Genomic DNA, 19,546 nt, shown 5'->3' with positions numbered 1-19,546 from the left:
GAAAACTTTGAACATCGCCGTGAGTGGATTGATTCACGTATTATTGAATTGGCGACGATTTTTGCCATTGATATCTGTGCTTATGCCGTTATGAGTAATCACTTACATGTCGTGCTTAAAGTCGATGTAGATAAAGCCAAAGAATGGTCTGATATTGGGGTGTTAACTCAATGGCATAAAGGCTTTAAAGGTACATTGCTGACCCATAAATTTGTTAAAGGTGAAGCGCTTAATGAGTTTGAATTAAAGACGGTTAATGATTGTATTGCGCTATATCGAGAACGTTTAACTGATATCAGTTGGTTTATGCGTTCCTTGAGTGAACCGATTGCGAGAATGGCCAATAAAGAAGATAAGTGTACGGGTCGCTTTTGGGAAGGGCGCTTTAAATCGCAAGCATTACTTGATGACGCAGCAGTTCTCGCCTGTATGGCCTATGTTGATTTGAATCCAATTCGCGCTCAAATGGCTGCAACACCTGAAAGGTCAGATTACACCAGTATTCAACGTCGCATTAATTCTGCTATAAACGGTGAGCAACCAAAAGCGTTGCTTCCCTTTGTAGGTAATGAGAGATTGAACATGCCTAAGGGATTAATGTATAGCGTAAAAGATTACATCGTGCTGGTTGAAGATACTGGGCGAATTATTCGTGATGATAAACGTGGCGCCATCAGCGCGAGTAGCCAGGACATTCTTAATAGGCTGAACATTCCTGCTGAAAACTGGTTAAAAATCACCACTGAGTTTGGCGCTTTATTTAAAGGTGCGGTGGGGGCATTACCTGCATTAACAGATTATTGTGAGCATTTAGACCTAAAACGACGACAAGGCGCAGCTAACTGTCAGCGCTGGTTGTGCGCTTAATAAATCATTTCTTAATCTCAAATAAAAGCATTTCCCACTTGATAGATATCAAGCTTTTCTGCTGGATTGAATTTAGTTTATGAGTTAATTTTGGTGATTAATGATGAAATATTCAGTCCTTTGGCATAGATCATCCCACCAGTAAATGAATGTAGGTATTGGCAACTTAAAACGAAAGTCGCTATGTTATAAATTAAAAATAATGGGCGGCTATTTATTTCTTAGGAATGATTTCTACAAATTTCTTAAACTTAAACATGGAGAAAGTTATGAAGTTAAAAAAAGAAGATATTCCGGTAATGATGGAAGCACCTGGTACGGTTATGCGAATACAGGCAGGCTTTGGGGATATGACCGTTGCCTACCATGAGCTACCGAAAGGCACAGATTTCACTCCGTTATTAAAGGGCCTGTGCAACGATAGTTGCCATTGTCCCCATTGGGGTTACATCTTTCAAGGTGCCTTTCGATTTATATATGATGATGGCACTGAAGAAATATTCGAAGCAGGAGATGTGTTTTACGCACCTGCAGGTCATACTGCCATTGTCGTTCAAGATCTGAAATTTTTAGAATTTAGCCCTACCACCGAACTCAACGAAGTTTTGAAGAATGTTGGAGAAAGGCTGGCCGAAGCAACCTAAAAATAAAGTATGTCGTGGTCAACTAATTTTGGCCACGGATTTGTATTCTTACCAATATCTTTTTTCTGACTCATTGGGTGTTTGTCCACCATTATACTTTTCTGTGTGGGAATATATGTTGGTTGAAGGTTCGGTATTAGCTACTTTCCCTTGTAAAATTGATGGCTTAGAGGATATTTAACATATTAATTCAACTGTATTTTACGCTGAGGTAGGTGCAGTAATTCTCGGTGGAATTAGGAGAAGATGACATAATAAAAAGGTATTAATGCCAATGCATTAATACCTTTTTGTTGCTTTAACCCTATCGCTGGTTAGTGATGGCGTTGAAGTCTATTACAGCTTAACCATCAATTTGCCTTTGTTGGCACCGCTGAAGAATAAATTTAGTCCGTCAATTGATGATTCTAAGCCATTAAGCACATGGGCGCGGTGTTTGATTTTACCTTGCAGTACATAAGGGGTGAGCTTAGCCAATAAGCTTGGCACTTCACCAAAGTGATCTGGCATTGTGAAGCCTTGAATCGTGAGGCGTCTTTTTAAAATGTTCATCCAGCTAGGGCCAGGAGCAGGTGTTTGGCTGCTGTAATCGGCAATTAAACCACAAACCATGACACGGCCATGTGGGTTCATTTTATCGATAATTAGGCTTTGGATTGGGCCTGCGGTATTTTCAAAGAATAAGTCGATGCCATTTGGGGCACATTGTGCAAGTTTGGCTTCAAGATCATCGGTTTTGTAGTTAATGGCTGAATCAAAACCAAGTTCATTGACAATCCAATCTGCTTTTTCATCACTACCAACTACCCCAATAACCGTTAGGCCATCTGCTTTAGCAAGTTGACCAACAATTGAGCCAACAGACCCCGCAGCGCCGGTAACAATAATGGTTTCGCCAGCTTTGGGCTTACCGACATTAAATAGGCCTTGAGTGGCGGTTAATCCCGGTAGCGCAAATACAGACAGTATTGCTTCGTCTGGTAATGGCGCATCAACTTTGTTTAAGCCTTGACCATTACTGTGAAAATATTCTTGCCAGCCCATCATGCCCATCACGCGATCGCCAACTTTAAAATCGGGGTGATGGCTTTCAACGACTTCACCGACACCGCTACTGCGCATTACTTCACCTAAGTTCACTGGCGGAATATAGCTGTCAGTATCAGGTTGCATCCAACCAAACATGGCAGGGTCTAATGACATATGATTTTGTTTTACTAAAATCTCGCCTGGGTTCACGGTTGGCATTGGCTTTTGTACCACTTCAAAAATATCAGCGGTGATTGGGCCACCTTGTGGACGCTTTACTAAGTTGATGGCGGTAAATGTGCTCATTGTTGTTCCTTGTCTTTATTTTTATCAATTTTGCTATTGAATGCATTATTGCTTTTCTTTTTGATAAGATATAGTAGCTAAAAAGCGATACTTTATTGCTTTAAAAACAATAATGAGGCTTTGATGGATCAATTACGGGCGCTTAAATATTTTGTGAAAGTGGTGGAGTTAGGCAGCTTTACCCAAGCGGCTAAGGCTTTTTCTGTACCGGCATCATCATTATCAAGACGGGTTGCAGATCTTGAAAACTCCCTTGGGGCGACGTTATTAAAGCGTTCAACCCGCGCCGTCAGTTTGACTGAGATTGGCCGAGAATATTATCAGCAAGTATCAAGCTTGCTAAATCAGCTTGAACAAAGCAATGAGGCGGTGAGAAGTTATCAAACTGAACCTATGGGGAAATTACGCATTAGTGCCATGGTTGGCTTTGGCCGTGAACAGCTGCTGCCATTGATGGATGAGTTCTCAAGGTTATATCCCAAAGTGATTTTAGATATTGAGCTCAGCGATGAACTGTCGTCTGTTGGACGTGATGATGTGGATATTGCCATTCGTGGTGGTTATGCCCCTAATGATCGCGTAGTGGCGATAAGGTTAATGGACAACCAGTTTGTACCAGCAGCTACCCAGCAGTATCTAGCGGACTATGGCGTACCTTTACACCCAAATGAGCTTAAACAACATAAAGGCTTATATTATCGCTCGCCAAAAGGCCGCGTGCCGTGGCTAAGTAAAATTAATGGCCAGTGGCATGATGTATCAGCCCCTGTTGAGGCGATCAGTAATGCTGGTGAGTGGTTAATCGATAAAGCGCTGCAACATCAAGGCATAGTGATGATGCCGCGCTGGGTGCTAGCACCATTTTTTGAATCTAATCAGCTGACTGAATTACAGTTTGAGCCGCCATTATCAGCCAGTCAAAGTGATGATTTCGGGGTATATCTTATTTATCAAAAGCAGCGCTATCATGTCCCTAAGGTCAAAGCGGCGGTAGATTTTTTAGTGGCTAGGATTAAACACGCTAAATAACTTAGTTTATGTAATATTCAAAGCAGCTAGCATGTTTAAATATTGGCTGTTATGACAGTGTCTACATCAAGAGTATCATTAGTAATGATTGCAACACCAACAATAGTAACCACAAGGCTGACGCTCCGCGCTTTTCAAGCCGATGATTTAGCAGCATTTGTAGCTTATCGAGCCGATCCTGTGATTGCGCAATATCAAAGCTGGGATGATTATCAGCTCGAAGATGCCAAGGCGCTGTTTACCAGTATGGATTATGGTTTGTTTGGTGTTGCTGGTAACTGGTTTCAGCTAGCTATTGTCGATAAAAGCCAACAGCTAGTAGGCGATGTAGCAGTGCATTTTGTCGACGATATGCAGATGGAGCTTGGTTTTACCATAGCGAGAGAGTATCAGCAGCAAGGTTTTGCTACTGAAGCACTGGCAGCAGTGATTGATTATTTGTTTGTCAGCTTAAACAAACATCGCATAACGGCGATAACTGATGCCGAGAACCTAGCATCAATAGCGTTACTAGAAAGGCTTGGATTTCGAAAAGAGGCCCATTACTTAAAGAATATATTTTTTAAAGGGAAGTGGAGCGATGAGTGCGGCTTTGCACTGTTGCAACAGGAGTATTTTCAGCAGTCTTAATAACAGTATTTATCACAATCGTTATTGTTGTCGCTATCGGTAGAGTGTGGTCGATAACTCAAATCTAAACCTGAGCTTTAAAAGCAAAAAGTCAGCACAAAGCTGACTTTTTTATTGGTAATTCGATTTTACTCACTAGGGCGAACAGTTGTGTGATTAGTTTCTTTTTTTCCATTTAAATAAAATCGAGTACTTCCATAAGCTCTTAATCACAAAGAAACCGATAAAGGCAAATATTGCACCGAGTATAATGCAACCCAGTAAAAATGGCGGCCCTACGGTACTGATAGAGCTTTCAACCCATTGCCAGCTGGCTTCAAAATTGAAATGAGCAGTGTTATGGCCAAGAATTTTTGCTCCTAAAATATAGGCAGCATAAAACATAAATGGCATGGTAAACGGGTTTGTTATCCAAACTAATGCCACTGCCAATGGGATATTGACGTTAAAAAATATCGCCATGCCTGCAGCAATAACCATTTGAAAAGGAAATGGTAACCAAGCGACAAATAAGCCCACCGCAAAGGACCCCGGAGCCGATTTTCGGTTGAGGGTCCATAAATTTGGTTTATCCAGCAAACCACCAAAAATACGTAAATATTTATTGTTACGTAAAGTCTCAGGCTTCGGCATAAATTTTTGTAATAATTTTTTTGGCATATATGCGATTACTGTCTTTAATTAACCGATGATAAATCGATTTGTTTATGGATTTTGCGCTAGCGTCCTATTTAGCAATTTATTGCCAAGTTTACTTCCAATATCGCTAGCGGTTTTAATGTTTGTTATTGGGGTACTCACGTTAAAGAGGTGGCCATTCATCAGTGGCTGCCTTTTAGGTGTCTTTTGGGTTTCCATTTGTTTTTATTCATTATTTTCACATCAAGAAGCTGAACATCCAGTCAGAAAACAATTTAAGGCACAGATAGTATCACTAGTTAGTAAAAACAGCGACTGGATAAGCTTTAATGTTGTTTTACTATCAGCGCAACATTCGCTTTACAAGCGATACTATAGACTTAATTGGCAACAAGCGCCTGAGGTAAAAGTTGGGCAGGTATGGGCGTTTGACGCCAGAATGAAGCCCATTACCAGCCCGATTAACCAAGGTGGTTTTAATCAACAAAAATATTTATTAAGCCAACACATTGTCGCAAAAGGCAGTGTTAAACAGTCACAGCTTATCGATTATAAATTGTCTTTAAGGCAAAGAGTAATTAGTGATTTCAAACCGAAATTACAACATTTAAGCCATTATCCCATCATTAATGCGTTGTTGTTTGGCGATAAAACTGACATTTCTACCGAGCAATGGCAGGCGTTAAGATCAACGGGCACAGGTCATTTAGTTGCGATTTCAGGGTTACATTTATCTGTAGTGTTTGGTCTTAGCTGGAGTTTATTTAGGCTGTTATTGTTAAATTTCATGGCAACATCCTCTCGGCGTAATCTCATCTTGGCGGTATTAATGGCAGCAATGGTTGCTGCTGGTTATGGTTATTTAGCTGGGATGGCTATATCCACTCAGCGGGCATTGATGATGCTGTTAATGATTGTGTTGCTAACCGTATTTAGACAACACGCCTCGACTTGGCAGCGCTTGATATGGGCGTTATTTGCGGTGTTGGTATTTGACCCTTTTGCCAGTTTAAGTGCTGGTTTTTGGCTTAGCTTTAGCGCATTGGCAATAATTTTATTTACCATCGACTATCTTGGGGTTAAATCCACAACGGAGTTAAATCCCCAGCAATTGAACACAGCTGTCGAGTTAACGGATGTTCAAATTCAGCAAGATGATAGCTTAAGGGCTCGAGGATTGCGGCGTTTGAGTCAGCTTAAGTCAAATTTGATGGGTTTTCTAATTAATTTTTGGGCGATTCAGTGGCGCTTATTTATCGGCCTCGGGCTAATACAAGCGCTGTTATTTGGTAGTATTTCAATCCACAGTATTTGGATTAACTTTTTGATGGTGCCATGGTTTAGTGTCATTGTTATTCCGCTGTGTATGTTGGCTTTATTGCTAAATAGTGTCTTTATGCTGTTACCTGCACCTGAGTTTATAAGTGATGCAATAGTTAGCACATTATTGTGGCTTACTGATCATAGCCTTGCCCCTTTTTACTACCTGTTAAGCCTAAGTGGGCAGTTACCCTTGGCTCAATTTCACCTTTCAGATGCGCTGACAGTCAGTTTACTATTACTTGCCTTAGGACTGTTTCTATTTAAGTGGGCTAGCGACATCCATTGGCGAGTATGCTTTGGATTAATGGCGCTGCCTTTTATGTTTCAGGTATATGGCTTTATCAAAGATAATACTCAACCCCTATCGACTAAGCTGTTCTGGCAAATGCATGTATTAGATGTGGGTCAGGGCATGGCGGTGTTATTACAACAAGGTCATAAAGGCATACTTTATGACACTGGCGCGGCTTATGGTGACAATTTTAGTTACGCCCAAAGAGTGGTGATACCCACATTAATGGCTAAAGGTGTGACTGAGCTAGATTATTTAATCATAAGTCATGACGATAATGATCATGCTGGTGGGGTGAATGAACTACTTAAGCATTTCAATAAGCTAACTATTATCAGTAATATCGATAAGTACCAGCAAACTGATATAACCAATACAGTGCAGCTTGATGCGCAACTAGCCGATAAAACTCAAAAGCAATGCGATGATAGGAGGTTTAATTGGTTTAATTTAGCCATTACTTTAACCAGTAACATGGCAGCAAAAAGTGATAATAACCAGTCTTGTGTTGTGCATATTGATGATGGCAATAACCGTGTTTTACTGGCCGGTGATATTGAGAAACAAACTGAACAGCGGCTGATACAAAGCGGCTCTTTACTGGATGCTGATATCCTACTTGTGCCACATCATGGCAGTCGTACTTCATCGTCTGCAGAGTTTATTGCGGCCGTTAATCCCAGCGAGGCAATTTTTACTGCGGGTTTTGCTAATCAGTATGGTTTTCCTAAACATGACGTTGTTGAGCGCTATAAAACCCATGGTGTTACCACGCTTGTCAGTGGCGAAACAGGCCAGCTTAGTATAGATTTTAAACGTCAAAGTTATAAAATTCGACCGTATCGTACAGTTATTGAGCCATTTTGGTATAACAACTTGTTTAGATTTGGTGTCCAAGTTAAACCAGAGTAGAATACGCCTTTGTTAGCAATTCGAGTATTAATGTAATCAATGACAACAACTAATAACGAAATGTCGAGCGTCTTTAAGCGCCTTCTAACTTATCTTGTCCCAATGAAAGGGATGTTTCTGTTAGCTGTATTGGCATTATTGACCTACGGCTTGGTTGACGCTGCATTCATTTACTTCATCAAACCATTTATTGACGAAGGCTTTAGTCAAACTCCGTCAGTGGTCGCGGGCGTAGAAGTGCCGAGTCACGGCGGCTTTAATTCCAATAACAATATTATGATCATGGCACCGCTAGTGGTTATTGGAATGTTTACCCTACGTGGCTTAGCCAATTTCGTGTCGACTTATTGTGTGTCTTACATGAGCTCGAGATTAATCATGGATATGCGTCAGCAAGTGTTTGAGCATTATTTGCGTTTGCCTGTAAGCTATATCGATCGCGAAAATAGTGGTAACCTCATTTCTCGAGTGACCTTTGATACCGAACAAATTGCCCGTGCATCAGGCAGTGCGTTAATCTCTATTGTACGTGACTCTATTACCGTCATTGGTATGTTAGCTATCATGTTCATCTATTCTTGGAAACTTTCCATGTGCATCCTAGTCATTGGCCCATTAATGGGGATAGTGATTAGCGTTGTGAGTAAGCGTTTCAGAAAAGTCTCTAAGCGTATTCAAGCAGCCATGGGCAATGTCACCGCAACCACTGAGCAAATGATTAAAGGTCATAAGAATGTGTTGGCGTTTGGTGGGCAAAAGACTGAAGTCGAGCGCTTTCAAAAAGTTAATGAGGGTAACCGCAAGCAAAATATGAAACTTGCTGTAGCTCAAGCCGTTAGTCAACCGGTTATTATGATCATCGGTTCATTTGCGTTAGCGTTTGTATTGTACGCCGCCACATTCCCAAGCTTGAAAGCCGATTTAACCGCAGGCACATTTGCGGCCATTTTGGGCGCGATGATGGCAATGCTTCAGCCGATTAAAAATTTAACCCGTGTGAATGCTGAATTTCAACGTGGTATTGCCGCATGTACCACAGTTTTTGAGCTGCTAGATACAGCACCTGAAGCCGATACGGGTGAATTTGAAACTCAGCGTGTTAAAGGTAATTTAAAATTCAATAACGTTACCTTTAGTTATCCTGAGCAAGAAAAACCAGCCTTAACTCATGTTGATTTTGAAGTGAAGCAGGGTAAAACCATTGCCCTTGTTGGACGCAGTGGTTCGGGTAAATCAACCATTGCCAGCTTAATCACCCGTTTCTATACCGGCGTGTCAGAAGGGCAAATTACCTTAGACGACGTTGATATTTATGATTACAAATTAAAGTCATTACGTAATCAGGTGGCGTTAGTATCACAGCAAGTTACTTTATTTAACGACACTATAGCTAATAACATTGCTTATGCTTATCCAGGTGAAGCCACTCGCGAACAAATTTTACAAGCTGCAACCCTAGCTCATGCGATGGAATTTATCGAAAATTTACCTGAGGGGTTAGATACTCAGGTGGGTGAGAATGGCGTATTGCTGTCGGGTGGCCAACGTCAACGTATTGCTATCGCTCGGGCGATGTTGCGTGACGCGCCAGTATTAATATTAGATGAAGCAACATCAGCCCTTGATACTGAATCAGAAAAAGCGATTCAGCAAGGTCTTGATAACTTGCGCCATAATCGTACCTCGATTGTGATTGCCCACCGTTTATCAACCATTGAAAGTGCTGATGAGATTTTAGTTATCGATCAAGGCCAAGTAGTTGAGCGTGGTACTCACAGCGACTTAGTGGCAAAAGAGGGCATGTACGCTAACTTATATCAAATGCAATTTGGTAGTTAAATGCAGGCGTTAGTCAATAAAATTTGGTACCAAGGACACCGCGCTAAGTGGTTATTATTACCACTGAGTGCACTATTTGGGTTGATATCCAGTGTCAGGCGCTGGGCATTTAAACTTGGTTTTAAACAAGCGCAAGTATTGGATGTCCCTGTGGTGATTGTTGGCAATATTACCGCTGGTGGCAGTGGTAAAACCCCAACGGTTATTTACTTGATTAACTTATTACGTCAGCAAGGCTTCACCCCTGGGGTGATCAGTCGTGGTTATGGTGTCAATATTGATGGGGTAAAAACCGTCAAAGCAACCGATAACGCCGCAGATGTGGGTGATGAACCAGCAATGATTGTGGCTCGAACACAAGTTCCTATGGTGGTCGGGGCGAAACGCATTGACGCTGCAAAACAGTTACTGAGTGAAACCAATGTAGATGTGATTATTAGTGATGATGGCTTACAGCATTACGCGCTTGCACGTGATATTGAGATCAATATTGTTGATGGTCAGCGCCGTTATGGTAATCAATGTTTAATACCTGCAGGCCCGTTACGTGAAGGTTTATGGCGTTTAAATAGCATTGATTGGGTATTAAATAATGGCGGTGTAGTGCAAGGCAATGAAGTCGCGATGAGTTTAACGCCAGCAGCCCTTAAGCCTGTAAAACCCAATTCAACTCAGCACTGGCAACCACAAGCTGCTATTGCAATGGCAGGTATTGGTAACCCTCAACGTTTTTTTGACAGCTTATCATTGCAAGGGTTTAGCCTTGCTGAGACTAAAGCTTTTGAAGATCATCAAGCATTTGATGAAAATGAACTGAAACAGCTCTCAAAGCAGCATCCATTGATCATGACCGAGAAAGATGCGGTTAAATGTCGCGATTTTGCACAAGATAACTGGTGGTATTTGCCTGTTAATGCGAAGCTTAATACTGAATTTGATACCGCTTTTTTGAATAGACTTAACCAAGTCATAAAAGATAAACAAGGAAACCTCCATGGCGTTCGATAAAAAATTACTTGAGATTGTGGCTTGCCCTGTTTGTAAGGGTAAATTAGAATTCGATAAAGAAGCCGACCAATTGATTTGTAAAGCAGATAAATTAGCTTACCCAATTACTGAAGGTATTCCAGTGTTGCTGGAAAATAGAGCTGAGCCAATCGAGTCGTAATTTGATTGTTATCGAAAAAGCGCCTTAATGGCGCTTTTTTATGGCTGTTTATATCCTAGTTTGCATCACTATATTGCGCTGATAAATACAGTGTTAGCAGCTAATATAGAAATGTTTTACGCTATTTTTTCAGTCCTTGATAAAGAGTATCAATCCATTTTTCTTCGGATATGAAATTCCAGCTCCAATTTTTCCATTTCTTATGCATTCCTTTCGCTTGAATATTGGCTAACGATTGGCCTTCTTGGATATTCTTGTTCATCCAATTAATGGAATGATCCAGCATATGCTTAAATTTCATGAGATCATCTTTATTAGCAAGTGCACCATGACCTGGGATCACTTGGGTGTCATTATCCATTGATGCGAGTAATTTAGCGACATTGTCACGATAGCCAAGTACAGATCCGCCGCCCTTTAAATCAATATATGGAAAACGGTCTTTAAAAAACAAATCCCCCATGTGCACAATGTTGGCATTTTTCCACATCACAACACTATCCCCGTCAGTATGGCCAGGCCCGAGGTGCTTCAACACCAAAGTATCCTTGTTAAAATGAATTGATATATCAGTCGCGTAGGTGACAACAGGTAGCGCAGATTTTGGCGTATCTTTATCGGCGCTGAGCCGAGTTAGTACATTGTCATGGGCAAAAATAATCGCTTGCTCACCAAAGTGGGCATTACCACCAGTATGATCCCCATGATAGTGGGTATTGATGACATACTTGGGGCTGCCGGGCTGGATTTTATTTAATGATTGGCTAATTTTGTTCGCCAGCGGCGCAAATTGATCATCGATTATCAATATGCCATCACTGCCGGCTGACACGCCAATATTACCGCCAGATCCCACAAACATATAAGCAGTGTCACTGAGTTGTGTTGAGCTAATTTGTACATCTTTGAAGCGGTCATCATCAGCCACAGCGCTAGATGTTATTAGTGATAATGCCAGTAAACTTGTTTTAATTTTATGCTTCATTTGTCGTCCTTTAATGTAAAGCGCCTCATTAATCGCTTAATGTTGCGCTTGCTTGCATCCTGATTACACTGTCCAAGGTAGCAGCTTTTTGGCTCGTTTGTCAGCAGAAGCTAATTTTATCGATGACTGATAACGTATGCGATAAAGCGCCTGATAACAAAGCGGCACCAAGTACAAACTGGTAACAGTTGAGAACGACAGTCCGCCAATAATGGCGATTGCCATTGGCGAATAAGGTGGTCCTCCGCCGCCAATTTGAGTGTCGCCCATTGCTAAAGGCACTAAGCCTAACACTGTGGTAGCAACCGTCATCAATACAGGGCGTAAACGGGTAATACAGATGGCTAAGATAGATTCAGATAAATCGGTTAATTTAGGCGTTTTTTGATTTATTTGGTCAACCAAAACAATGCCATTGTTTACTACGATACCCATTAAGATAAGGATCCCTATCATTGCCATTACCGACATAGGTGTTGCTGAAATCCACAGTGCCCAAAATACCCCAGTGATAGAGAACAAGATTGAACTGATAATGGCGGTTGGTAATAACAGTGATTCAAATAAGGCAGCCATCACAATATAAATCATGATTAATGCCAAAATCATATTTACTGCCATGACGGATTGCTCTTCATCTTGACGCTCAAACCCGCCACGTAGCGAGTAGTCATATCCATAAGGGAAGTTGACATTGGCCATTACCTTTTCAATCTGCTCTTGGGCTTCTTCAGTGGTAATGTCATTCACGTTTGCGCCAATCGACAGCGCAGTTTGGCGATTAAAGTGGCGTATGGTATCAAAGCGGGGCTGTATCTTAATATTGGCGAGATTATCTAAGCTATATAGGCGCTCACCTTTACGAATGATCGGTAATTGTTTTAGCTGCTCTAATGATCGCTGCCAGCTTTTATCATAGGCGAGCTCAATGCGTAATTCGCCATTAGGATCATGCCTATAAGAACGAAGCGGTGCACCGCGTAGCGCCATGGAAATGTGAGAGGCGATTTCGTTAAGTTTTAAATCTAATCTTGCCGCCATTTCACGATCGATTGTAATCACCACTTCTTGCTGAGCAGAACTGACTTCAGAGCGCACATCTTCAAGCCCTTCAATGGCGCTAAGCAGAGGTACGACTTGTTCACTTAAGCGAATTAACTCTGAGGTCGAGCGACCGGTTAAGGTGACTCTTAAGCCTGAGTTTTCATTGCCCCAACCAAATTGTGGCTTGGCTGCGGCATATTTAGGGAAACCTTCACGTATGGTTTCTTTCAATTCAGACATTGGCGTTTCAATATCTTTTTGCAGTAGTAGCGTGGTTTGAATATTGTCTGCTGAGTAATAACTGTAAACAGAATCAATCATAAAGGCCTCTTTATTGGCATAAAGATAATCTTCCATTTGATTGATCATCGCTTCAGTGACTTTTAAATTGTGGCGACCTTCTAATTGATAATTAATGTAGAGGCGATCTTTGCCTTCGCCTTCTGATTGATCTTGTTTTACTAAACTTAAGGGTAATGCGGTAGAGACTAAAATGACCACTGCAATAACCCCTGATAGCTTTGAGTTAGCCAGTACCCAGGTTAGGCTGCGTTGATAAAGCTGCTGTAACTTAGAGACTTTAGCTTCGGTCTCAATATGAAAATCAAACTTAGTAAGCATTAATGGGATTAAGGTTTTAGCAACCAGTAATGATGCCGCTAACGAAATGCAAATCGCAATGGCCACATGCTCAAGGAAAATCGTTAGCTCGACCTTAACCCCGACAATGTTAGGTAAAAACACGATAGCTGTGGTTAATGTGCCCGCCAAGACGGCTAGGGCGACTTTCTCTACCCCAGTAAGTACCGCTTTTTCATTGGCCGCTGTTGTTATTTCAGTTGCAGCGCCATCATCTGATAACGCAATTTTTTGCTTTTGTTGTAACACGCTTTCGGTCACCACCACGGCGTTATCAATTAACATGCCTACAGCCAGTAATAATCCCATCATCGACAGAATATTTAAGCTGTAACCAAGAAAATACATCCCAGCTAATGTCATACAAAGGGAAATTGGCACCGATGACACGACCACTAACGTCATCTTTAAATTACGTAAAAATAAATACAATACCCCAAAAGAAAGCAGCGCACCCAGTAAGCCAGATAACAATAAATCCTGCAGTGATGACTTAACTCCATAAGCTTGATCTTCCATGACGAATAACTTGATGCCTTGAAATTGCTGATCTTGTTTCGTTTTTTCAATAACGGCTAACACTCGTTCAGATACATCGACTAAATTTGAGCCCGATTCTTTAAACACATCTAAACCAACAGCGTATTTTTGGTCTAAATGACGCCCTTCAAAGGCTTCAGGGAGGGTAAATTTGACTGAGGCAATATCACCAACAGAAGTGGTGCTATTAAGCTTTACTGCCTTGATATCTTCAAGTGATAAAAACTCTCCCTTGGGCGATACCTGAAACACCTGATTATTATTTCTAAGTGTGCCAGCACTAATGACAAAGTTTTCTTGTTGTAAACGTTGCTGCAACTGAGCTGGATTAATGCCAGATGCAGCAAGTTTGTCGGCATCTAGTCTTATTTCAATTTGCTTTTGATCAACCCCATACAAGGTGACTTTTGAGACCCCTTCAATACGCTCAAGCGGCTTGCGAAGTTGTTTGTCTAACAGATCAAAAGCATTTGATAACTCACGTTCACTGGAGATTCGAATCGTTAACACGGGCATATCAGCGGTAGAAAATTGCTGAATGAAAACCCGTTCCACATCTTTAGGCAGCAGGTGTCTTACCGAATCAATTTTTTCCCGTGCTTCTAAGCTTTTTGTGGCGACATCTTCGCCCCATTTCATATTTAGCTGAATGTTAGCACCATCTTGAGAAGAGTTTGAGCGGACCTCTTCAATACCACTCATGGTGGCTAGCGACTCTTCTAATACGCGGGTTATCTCTCGTTCCACTTCTGCAGGGGTAGAGCCTTTATAGGGCACGTTAACCTGAATTTGCGGAATATCAATGCCGGGAAACATTTCTAATGGCAATAATCGACTAGAGGCTAAACCAAATAGTAAGATGGCCAAAAAGAACATACTGGTGGTGACAGGCCTTTTAATGGCTAGTTTTGTTAGGTTCATGATTGAGTCTCCAAATCTAAAGACTCAGTGCTTTTGGTTTGATTAATTGCGGTTTGTTGATAGTTTTTTTTATCAAATAAACCGTATAGGGCAGGAATAACCAATAAGGTCAGCATGGTAGATAAGCCAAGACCAAAGATCACCGTTATTGCCATCGGCGCACGGATTTCACTACCATCACCGACACCTATTGCCATTGGCAACAAGCCTAAGGTGGTGGTCATGGTGGTCATCATTATTGGGCGTAATCGAGATTTAGCTGCAGTGCTTATAGCGACTTCTTTATCATGACCTTCTTTACGCAGTTGGTTAATTCTATCAACCAATACAATGGCATTATTGACCACAATACCTGCCAGCATAATTAAGCCGATAAACACGACTACGCTGATATGGGTACCAGTAATAAACAAGCCAATAATACTGCCGCCAACGGCCATAGGCACAGCAAACAGAATAAGTAATGGATGTAATAAGGATTCAAACTGACTCGCCATCACCAAGTAGACTAAAAATACCGCTAATACCAAGGCGATTTTTAAAGACTTAAATGAATGTTCCATTTCTTCATTTTGGCCGCCAAAGCGCGCTTGGATAGAAGAGGGGAGCTGTTGCTGATTTAAAATTTGCTGCGCTTCTTTTACAGCTTCACTTAAATCACCATAACTTAAGTTAGCTGACACTATCGCAACCCGTTGTTGGCTGACACGATTAATGGCAGAGGGGCCCACTTGCAGAGACACATCAGCAACTGCGCTTAATGGGATTGGGTGCTTACTGTTTGGATTAATAATTAATGAGTTAATATCTGAGATATTATTTCGCTCGTCCAATTCACTGCGCACCAAAATATCTACTTTACGATCACGAACCGTATATTGGCTGGCAATGGTACCGCCAACACGTTGAGCAATACGATTAGCAACGGTGGGCGCTTCTAAATTTAATGACGCAAGCCGGGCATGATCAAATCTAATACTGATCTCAGGTTGACCATCACGAAGTGAGGTATTGATATCACTAAAGCGGGCTGACTCTGATAAAGCAGATACCAACTGTTCGCCACTGTGCTTTAGTTGCTGTAAGTCATAACCTGATAACTCGATCTCTAATGGGGTTTTAAAACTAAATAGCTCAGGGTGATCAATAGTGGCATCAAGGGCTGGAATACGCCTTGCTGTGGCCCTTAAGTCATTGGCTACAGCATTAAACTCTTGAGGATCTGCCAGTACTACCTGTAACCGCCCCCAGTTTTCGCCGCCTCGGGCGGTATCAGATGTCATTAAGCCGCCACTGCCTGCTTGGCTAAAGGTGTGTTTTACTTCTTCTCGACCACTAATGGAGTAAGCTAGTTGCTCTAATACAGCATCAGTTTTTTGTACCGCGGTGCCAGGTGGCAGTAAGATCTCAACATAGAATTCACCTTGATTCATTGGTGGAATTAGCTCTACACCCAGTCTTGGGAATAAGCTGCCAGCACCAACAGTTAGCATGATTGCGATAATGACAGTCAAAGCTTTATGCGTCATCGCATGAGCTAATACCCGGTGATAAATGCTTTCAACAAAACGGTAGCCAAAGTTAAATGCAGCACTTAATGGACGCATCACTAATGACAATGCCCAAGAAATGAATCGAGCTGAAATGATAATGAGGTTTAATAGTGCATTAGGTAGATAGCTGAGTAATAGCTTAAATGGGAAACCAAACACGAATTTAAGATAATGCACAGCTTTAGCTTTTTTAGTGGTTGGCAGGGCTTTTACTTCCGGCTCATTTTCGATGGGTAATTGTTTAAAACCCTGTCTTGATGCCAGCATTGGTATTGCCGTTAGTGCAACAAATAAAGACGCTAATAAAGCAAAAGTTACCGTTAATGCTTGATCTGAAAATAATGCCCCTGCGATACCATCAACAAAAACTAAGGGGACAAATACCGCTAAGGTGGTTAAGGTTGAGGCAAAGATTGCCCCTGCCACTTCTTTACTGCCTTTAAGCGCTGCAGCAACTTTTTTAAGCCCTTGCGCTTTATAGCGGTCAATATTTTCCAGCACCACAATGGCATTATCAACCAATAAGCCTATGGCCAGTGCAATACCGCCTAAAGACATAATATTGAGACTGATATCGGCAAAGTACATCATGTTAAAAGTAGCAATAACTGAAAATGGAATGGAAATAGAAATAATTAAGGTAGCAATAATGTCACGTAAAAATAAGTAGATAACTAACATAGCAAGCAAGCTGCCAAACAGCGCGGCGGCGGTTACTTCACTGACTGCACTTTGGATAAACTCAGATTGGTCATAAATAACCTTTAACTGATTATCTGCAGCTTCACTGTTAATCTCATCAAGCTCAGCACTGAGCCTTTTGGCGACCGATACGGTATTGGCATCACCTTCTTTATATATTGCCAGTTCAATAGACTCTACCTGTCCAATACGAGTGATATCACTGCGCTCTTTATAACCGTCAACAATATCGGCAACTTCAGCAAGTCGAATTAAGGTTTGACTATCACGATAGACAATGACATTTCTTAACTCATCTAGGTTATTAAATTGGTTTAGGGTGCGAACTAAATACTCTTTGTCACCTTGGATCACTTTACCCGCAGATAAATTGATGTTTTCTTCATTAATACGGCGCTTAATATCGTCTGCATTAAGGTTTAGTTGCTGCAGCTTTTGTTGATTTAGCAGGATATGAACTTCTTGCTCTAAGCCGCCAGATAATCTCACTGCGGCGACACCAGATAGTGCTTCTAGGCGTCTTTTTAGTTCTTCTTCTGCAAAAGTACGCATACTTTTGAGCTGTGTTTCACTGGCATCAGGTACTGACAGCGCCACACGCATAATTGGATCTAAGTTTGGATTAAAACGCAGCAATAATGGTTTATTGATATCCAGTGGCAGTTCGATGGTATCAATTTTTTCACGCACTTCTAAACTGGCCATATCCATGTTGGTGCCCCATTCAAACTCAAGCACCACATCTGATAAACCTGAGCGTGAAATAGAGCTAATTTTACGCAGCCCTTTAACCACACCGACGGCTTCTTCAATGGGCTTTGAGATTAACTGTTCAACTTCAACAGGTGCAGCGCCATCATAGGCGGTTCTTACTGTGACGCTTGGGTAACTAAGATCGGGTAACAGTTTTACCGCAAGGCGGGTAAATCCGACCATACCAAATAGCATGATTGCCAGCATAAACATCCACACTGACACAGGACGTTTTACCGAAGTATTAATTATCGACATAGTAGGCGCATCCTTGTCTATTTGCTGGCTAGGCTGTTTTTGGCGTAAGAAAGCGGACTGATGATTTCAACTAACGACAGGTCTTTAAGGTTTTGCTGACCACGAATGACGATTTGTTCACCAGATTGCACACCAGATAGAATTTCAACTTTATCATTTTCGCGATAACCGAGAATCACTTCACGACGGTTAGCGGTGTTATCTTTAATGACATACAGTGCTTGGGTGTCATCTTGGTTAATAATGGCGTTAAAAGGCACAGTAACAACATCATTGTGGGTATCATATTTAAGCTCAACACGCGTGAACATGCCGGCTTTTAATGTTGCGTCTTTATTGTTGATGGCGATAGTTACTTTGAATGTACCGCTTTGGGCATCAACAATTGGGCTAATTCGTAATACATTAGCGATAATATCTTGTTCTGTTGAGCCCTTGTTATTAGCGTATTGATTACTAATGCGCGCTTCTTGTCCTAAACGTAAGCTATTAAGTTGTTGCTCTGGTAAATGTACAATTCCGTGTAGTTCATCTTGATTGACAATATAAAACAACTCTTCAAACTCTTTGGCCATATTGCCTTTTTTCACATGCCTGGTGGCGACAATGCCATCGATAGGTGAAACAATGCGGCTTTCAATCACGTATAGTTCTGCGAGATCTCGCTGAGCCATTGCGGCTTGTAAGTTAAACTCCAGCTTTGCCATCACATCTTGACTTACAAATTCTTTGTTTTTCATCTGTTTTAAGCGGTTTAATTCTTGCTCAATAATCTGAACTTCAGCAAGCGCACGCTGATAATCAAATTGTTGGCGTTTGGCATCAATGGTCGCCAGTGCTTGGCCCTTTGTAACTCTATCGCCTTCTTCAACGTTTATTGAAGTAATTAAGCCTGCAATTCGGGTGACAACATGGGCTTCCTCGGGCGCTTCTAGCGTCGCGGTGGTGCTATAAAATGAAGACACATTTCCTTGAGTCACTTGTGATACCTCTACAGGTACCGCGTATTTTTCTTCTTCTGCAGCTGTTTCTTGTTCACCATTACAGCCACTAAGCATGATTGAAAATGCCGTAATACAAAAAACGGATGAGGTGAATTTTTTAATGTTGTTGAACCTTTCCATGGGATACCTGCCAATTAACTAAGTGTTATAAGTGACGTGACATGCCACAGAGTCTGAAACCAAAGCATGCAAACGTCACGTTATAACATGTAATAAATGTTGAATTTATGTTTACAAAGCACGTAATGTGCCAAAATAAATTATTGTTATTTTTCAGTGCTTTAATTGGGCGGCGGTATTTTAGGAACTTAAATGTTAACAAGGGGTAGTGGGAATGCTCAACAAATGGTGAAATTGCTTACTTAGATTTGAGTTAAGGGTTCTGATTTTTGTTGATTAGGATTGTGGGTAAATGGCCATTGAATTAATTTGGCTTTAACAAGAAAATTATTAATAATACAAATAAAAT

Annotated in this window: 14 protein-coding genes; 8 read left to right on the top strand and 6 right to left on the bottom strand. The window is 41.3% G+C overall.

What is annotated here, in order from left to right; all coding sequences use genetic code 11:
- Both BCU91_RS19070 and BCU91_RS19065 read left to right on the top strand, forming a co-directional pair.
- Positions 1-867 (top strand): transposase (locus BCU91_RS19070; RefSeq protein WP_102532160.1); only part of this gene is annotated, 867 nt, incomplete at its 5' end.
- A gap of 269 nt (positions 868-1,136) precedes the next feature.
- Complete coding sequence (locus BCU91_RS19065; RefSeq protein ID WP_102532161.1) at positions 1,137-1,511, top strand: hypothetical protein; 375 nt, start codon at positions 1,137-1,139, stop codon at positions 1,509-1,511.
- A 336-nt stretch (positions 1,512-1,847) separates the two neighbouring features.
- Here BCU91_RS19065 and BCU91_RS19060 read toward each other — a convergent pair whose 3' ends face one another.
- A complete protein-coding gene (locus BCU91_RS19060) occupies positions 1,848-2,846 on the bottom strand; it encodes an NADP-dependent oxidoreductase (RefSeq protein ID WP_076537421.1) in 999 nt (332 codons plus the stop codon).
- 123 nt (positions 2,847-2,969) lie between these two features.
- Here BCU91_RS19060 and BCU91_RS19055 point away from each other — a divergent pair, with 123 nt between their 5' ends.
- Positions 2,970-3,875: a LysR family transcriptional regulator gene (locus BCU91_RS19055; protein WP_102438327.1), complete on the top strand. Its 906-nt coding sequence runs from the start codon at positions 2,970-2,972 to the stop codon at positions 3,873-3,875.
- Positions 3,876-3,959: 84 nt separating this feature from the next.
- Positions 3,960-4,505: a GNAT family protein gene (locus BCU91_RS19050; protein WP_241903516.1), complete on the top strand. Its 546-nt coding sequence runs from the start codon at positions 3,960-3,962 to the stop codon at positions 4,503-4,505.
- A gap of 156 nt (positions 4,506-4,661) precedes the next feature.
- Here BCU91_RS19050 and BCU91_RS19045 read toward each other — a convergent pair whose 3' ends face one another.
- Positions 4,662-5,165 carry a DUF2062 domain-containing protein gene (locus BCU91_RS19045; RefSeq protein ID WP_102438323.1) on the bottom strand — a complete coding sequence of 168 codons (504 nt, stop codon included), beginning with the start codon at positions 5,163-5,165 and terminating at the stop codon, positions 4,662-4,664.
- 28 nt (positions 5,166-5,193) lie between these two features.
- Here BCU91_RS19045 and BCU91_RS19040 point away from each other — a divergent pair, with 28 nt between their 5' ends.
- The 4 genes from BCU91_RS19040 to BCU91_RS19025 are packed head-to-tail and all read left to right on the top strand — an operon-like array spanning position 5,194 to position 10,678.
- Positions 5,194-7,671: a DNA internalization-related competence protein ComEC/Rec2 gene (locus tag BCU91_RS19040; RefSeq protein ID WP_102532159.1), complete on the top strand. Its 2,478-nt coding sequence runs from the start codon at positions 5,194-5,196 to the stop codon at positions 7,669-7,671.
- Between the two features lie 39 nt (positions 7,672-7,710).
- Positions 7,711-9,510 (top strand): lipid A export permease/ATP-binding protein MsbA, encoded by a 1,800-nt coding sequence (gene msbA, locus BCU91_RS19035; protein WP_102519644.1) that lies wholly within the window; start codon positions 7,711-7,713, stop codon positions 9,508-9,510.
- Positions 9,511-10,518: a tetraacyldisaccharide 4'-kinase gene (gene lpxK / locus BCU91_RS19030; protein WP_102519645.1), complete on the top strand. Its 1,008-nt coding sequence runs from the start codon at positions 9,511-9,513 to the stop codon at positions 10,516-10,518.
- The gene (locus BCU91_RS19025; RefSeq protein ID WP_076537432.1) at positions 10,505-10,678 is read left to right on the top strand and encodes a Trm112 family protein; all 174 of its coding nucleotides are present in this window, start codon (positions 10,505-10,507) and stop codon (positions 10,676-10,678) included. Before lpxK ends, BCU91_RS19025 begins: the two co-directional genes overlap by 14 nt.
- 121 nt (positions 10,679-10,799) lie before the next feature.
- Here BCU91_RS19025 and BCU91_RS19020 read toward each other — a convergent pair whose 3' ends face one another.
- The 4 genes from BCU91_RS19020 to BCU91_RS19005 all read right to left on the bottom strand — a co-directional run bounded on the left by BCU91_RS19020 (position 10,800) and on the right by BCU91_RS19005 (position 19,197).
- Positions 10,800-11,663, bottom strand: coding sequence for an MBL fold metallo-hydrolase (locus BCU91_RS19020; RefSeq protein WP_102532158.1), 864 nt, complete (start codon positions 11,661-11,663; stop codon positions 10,800-10,802).
- Between the two features lie 63 nt (positions 11,664-11,726).
- Positions 11,727-14,807 carry an efflux RND transporter permease subunit gene (locus tag BCU91_RS19015; protein ID WP_102532157.1) on the bottom strand — a complete coding sequence of 1,027 codons (3,081 nt, stop codon included), beginning with the start codon at positions 14,805-14,807 and terminating at the stop codon, positions 11,727-11,729.
- Positions 14,804-18,073, bottom strand: a complete 3,270-nt coding sequence (locus BCU91_RS19010; RefSeq protein ID WP_102532156.1) for an efflux RND transporter permease subunit — start codon at positions 18,071-18,073, stop codon at positions 14,804-14,806. The genes BCU91_RS19015 and BCU91_RS19010 overlap by 4 nt, the downstream gene beginning before the upstream one ends.
- A gap of 17 nt (positions 18,074-18,090) precedes the next feature.
- On the bottom strand, positions 18,091-19,197 hold the full coding sequence (locus BCU91_RS19005) for an efflux RND transporter periplasmic adaptor subunit (RefSeq protein WP_102438311.1): 1,107 nt from the start codon (positions 19,195-19,197) through the stop codon (positions 18,091-18,093).
- Between the last annotated feature and the right edge of the window lie 349 nt (positions 19,198-19,546).

It is taken from the genome of Shewanella sp. 10N.286.52.B9, from assembly GCF_002873635.1.
GTDB lineage: Bacteria > Pseudomonadota > Gammaproteobacteria > Enterobacterales > Shewanellaceae > Shewanella.
Note: the sequence above shows the minus strand (reverse complement) of the source record. Positions and strands in the feature narration are given on the sequence as shown.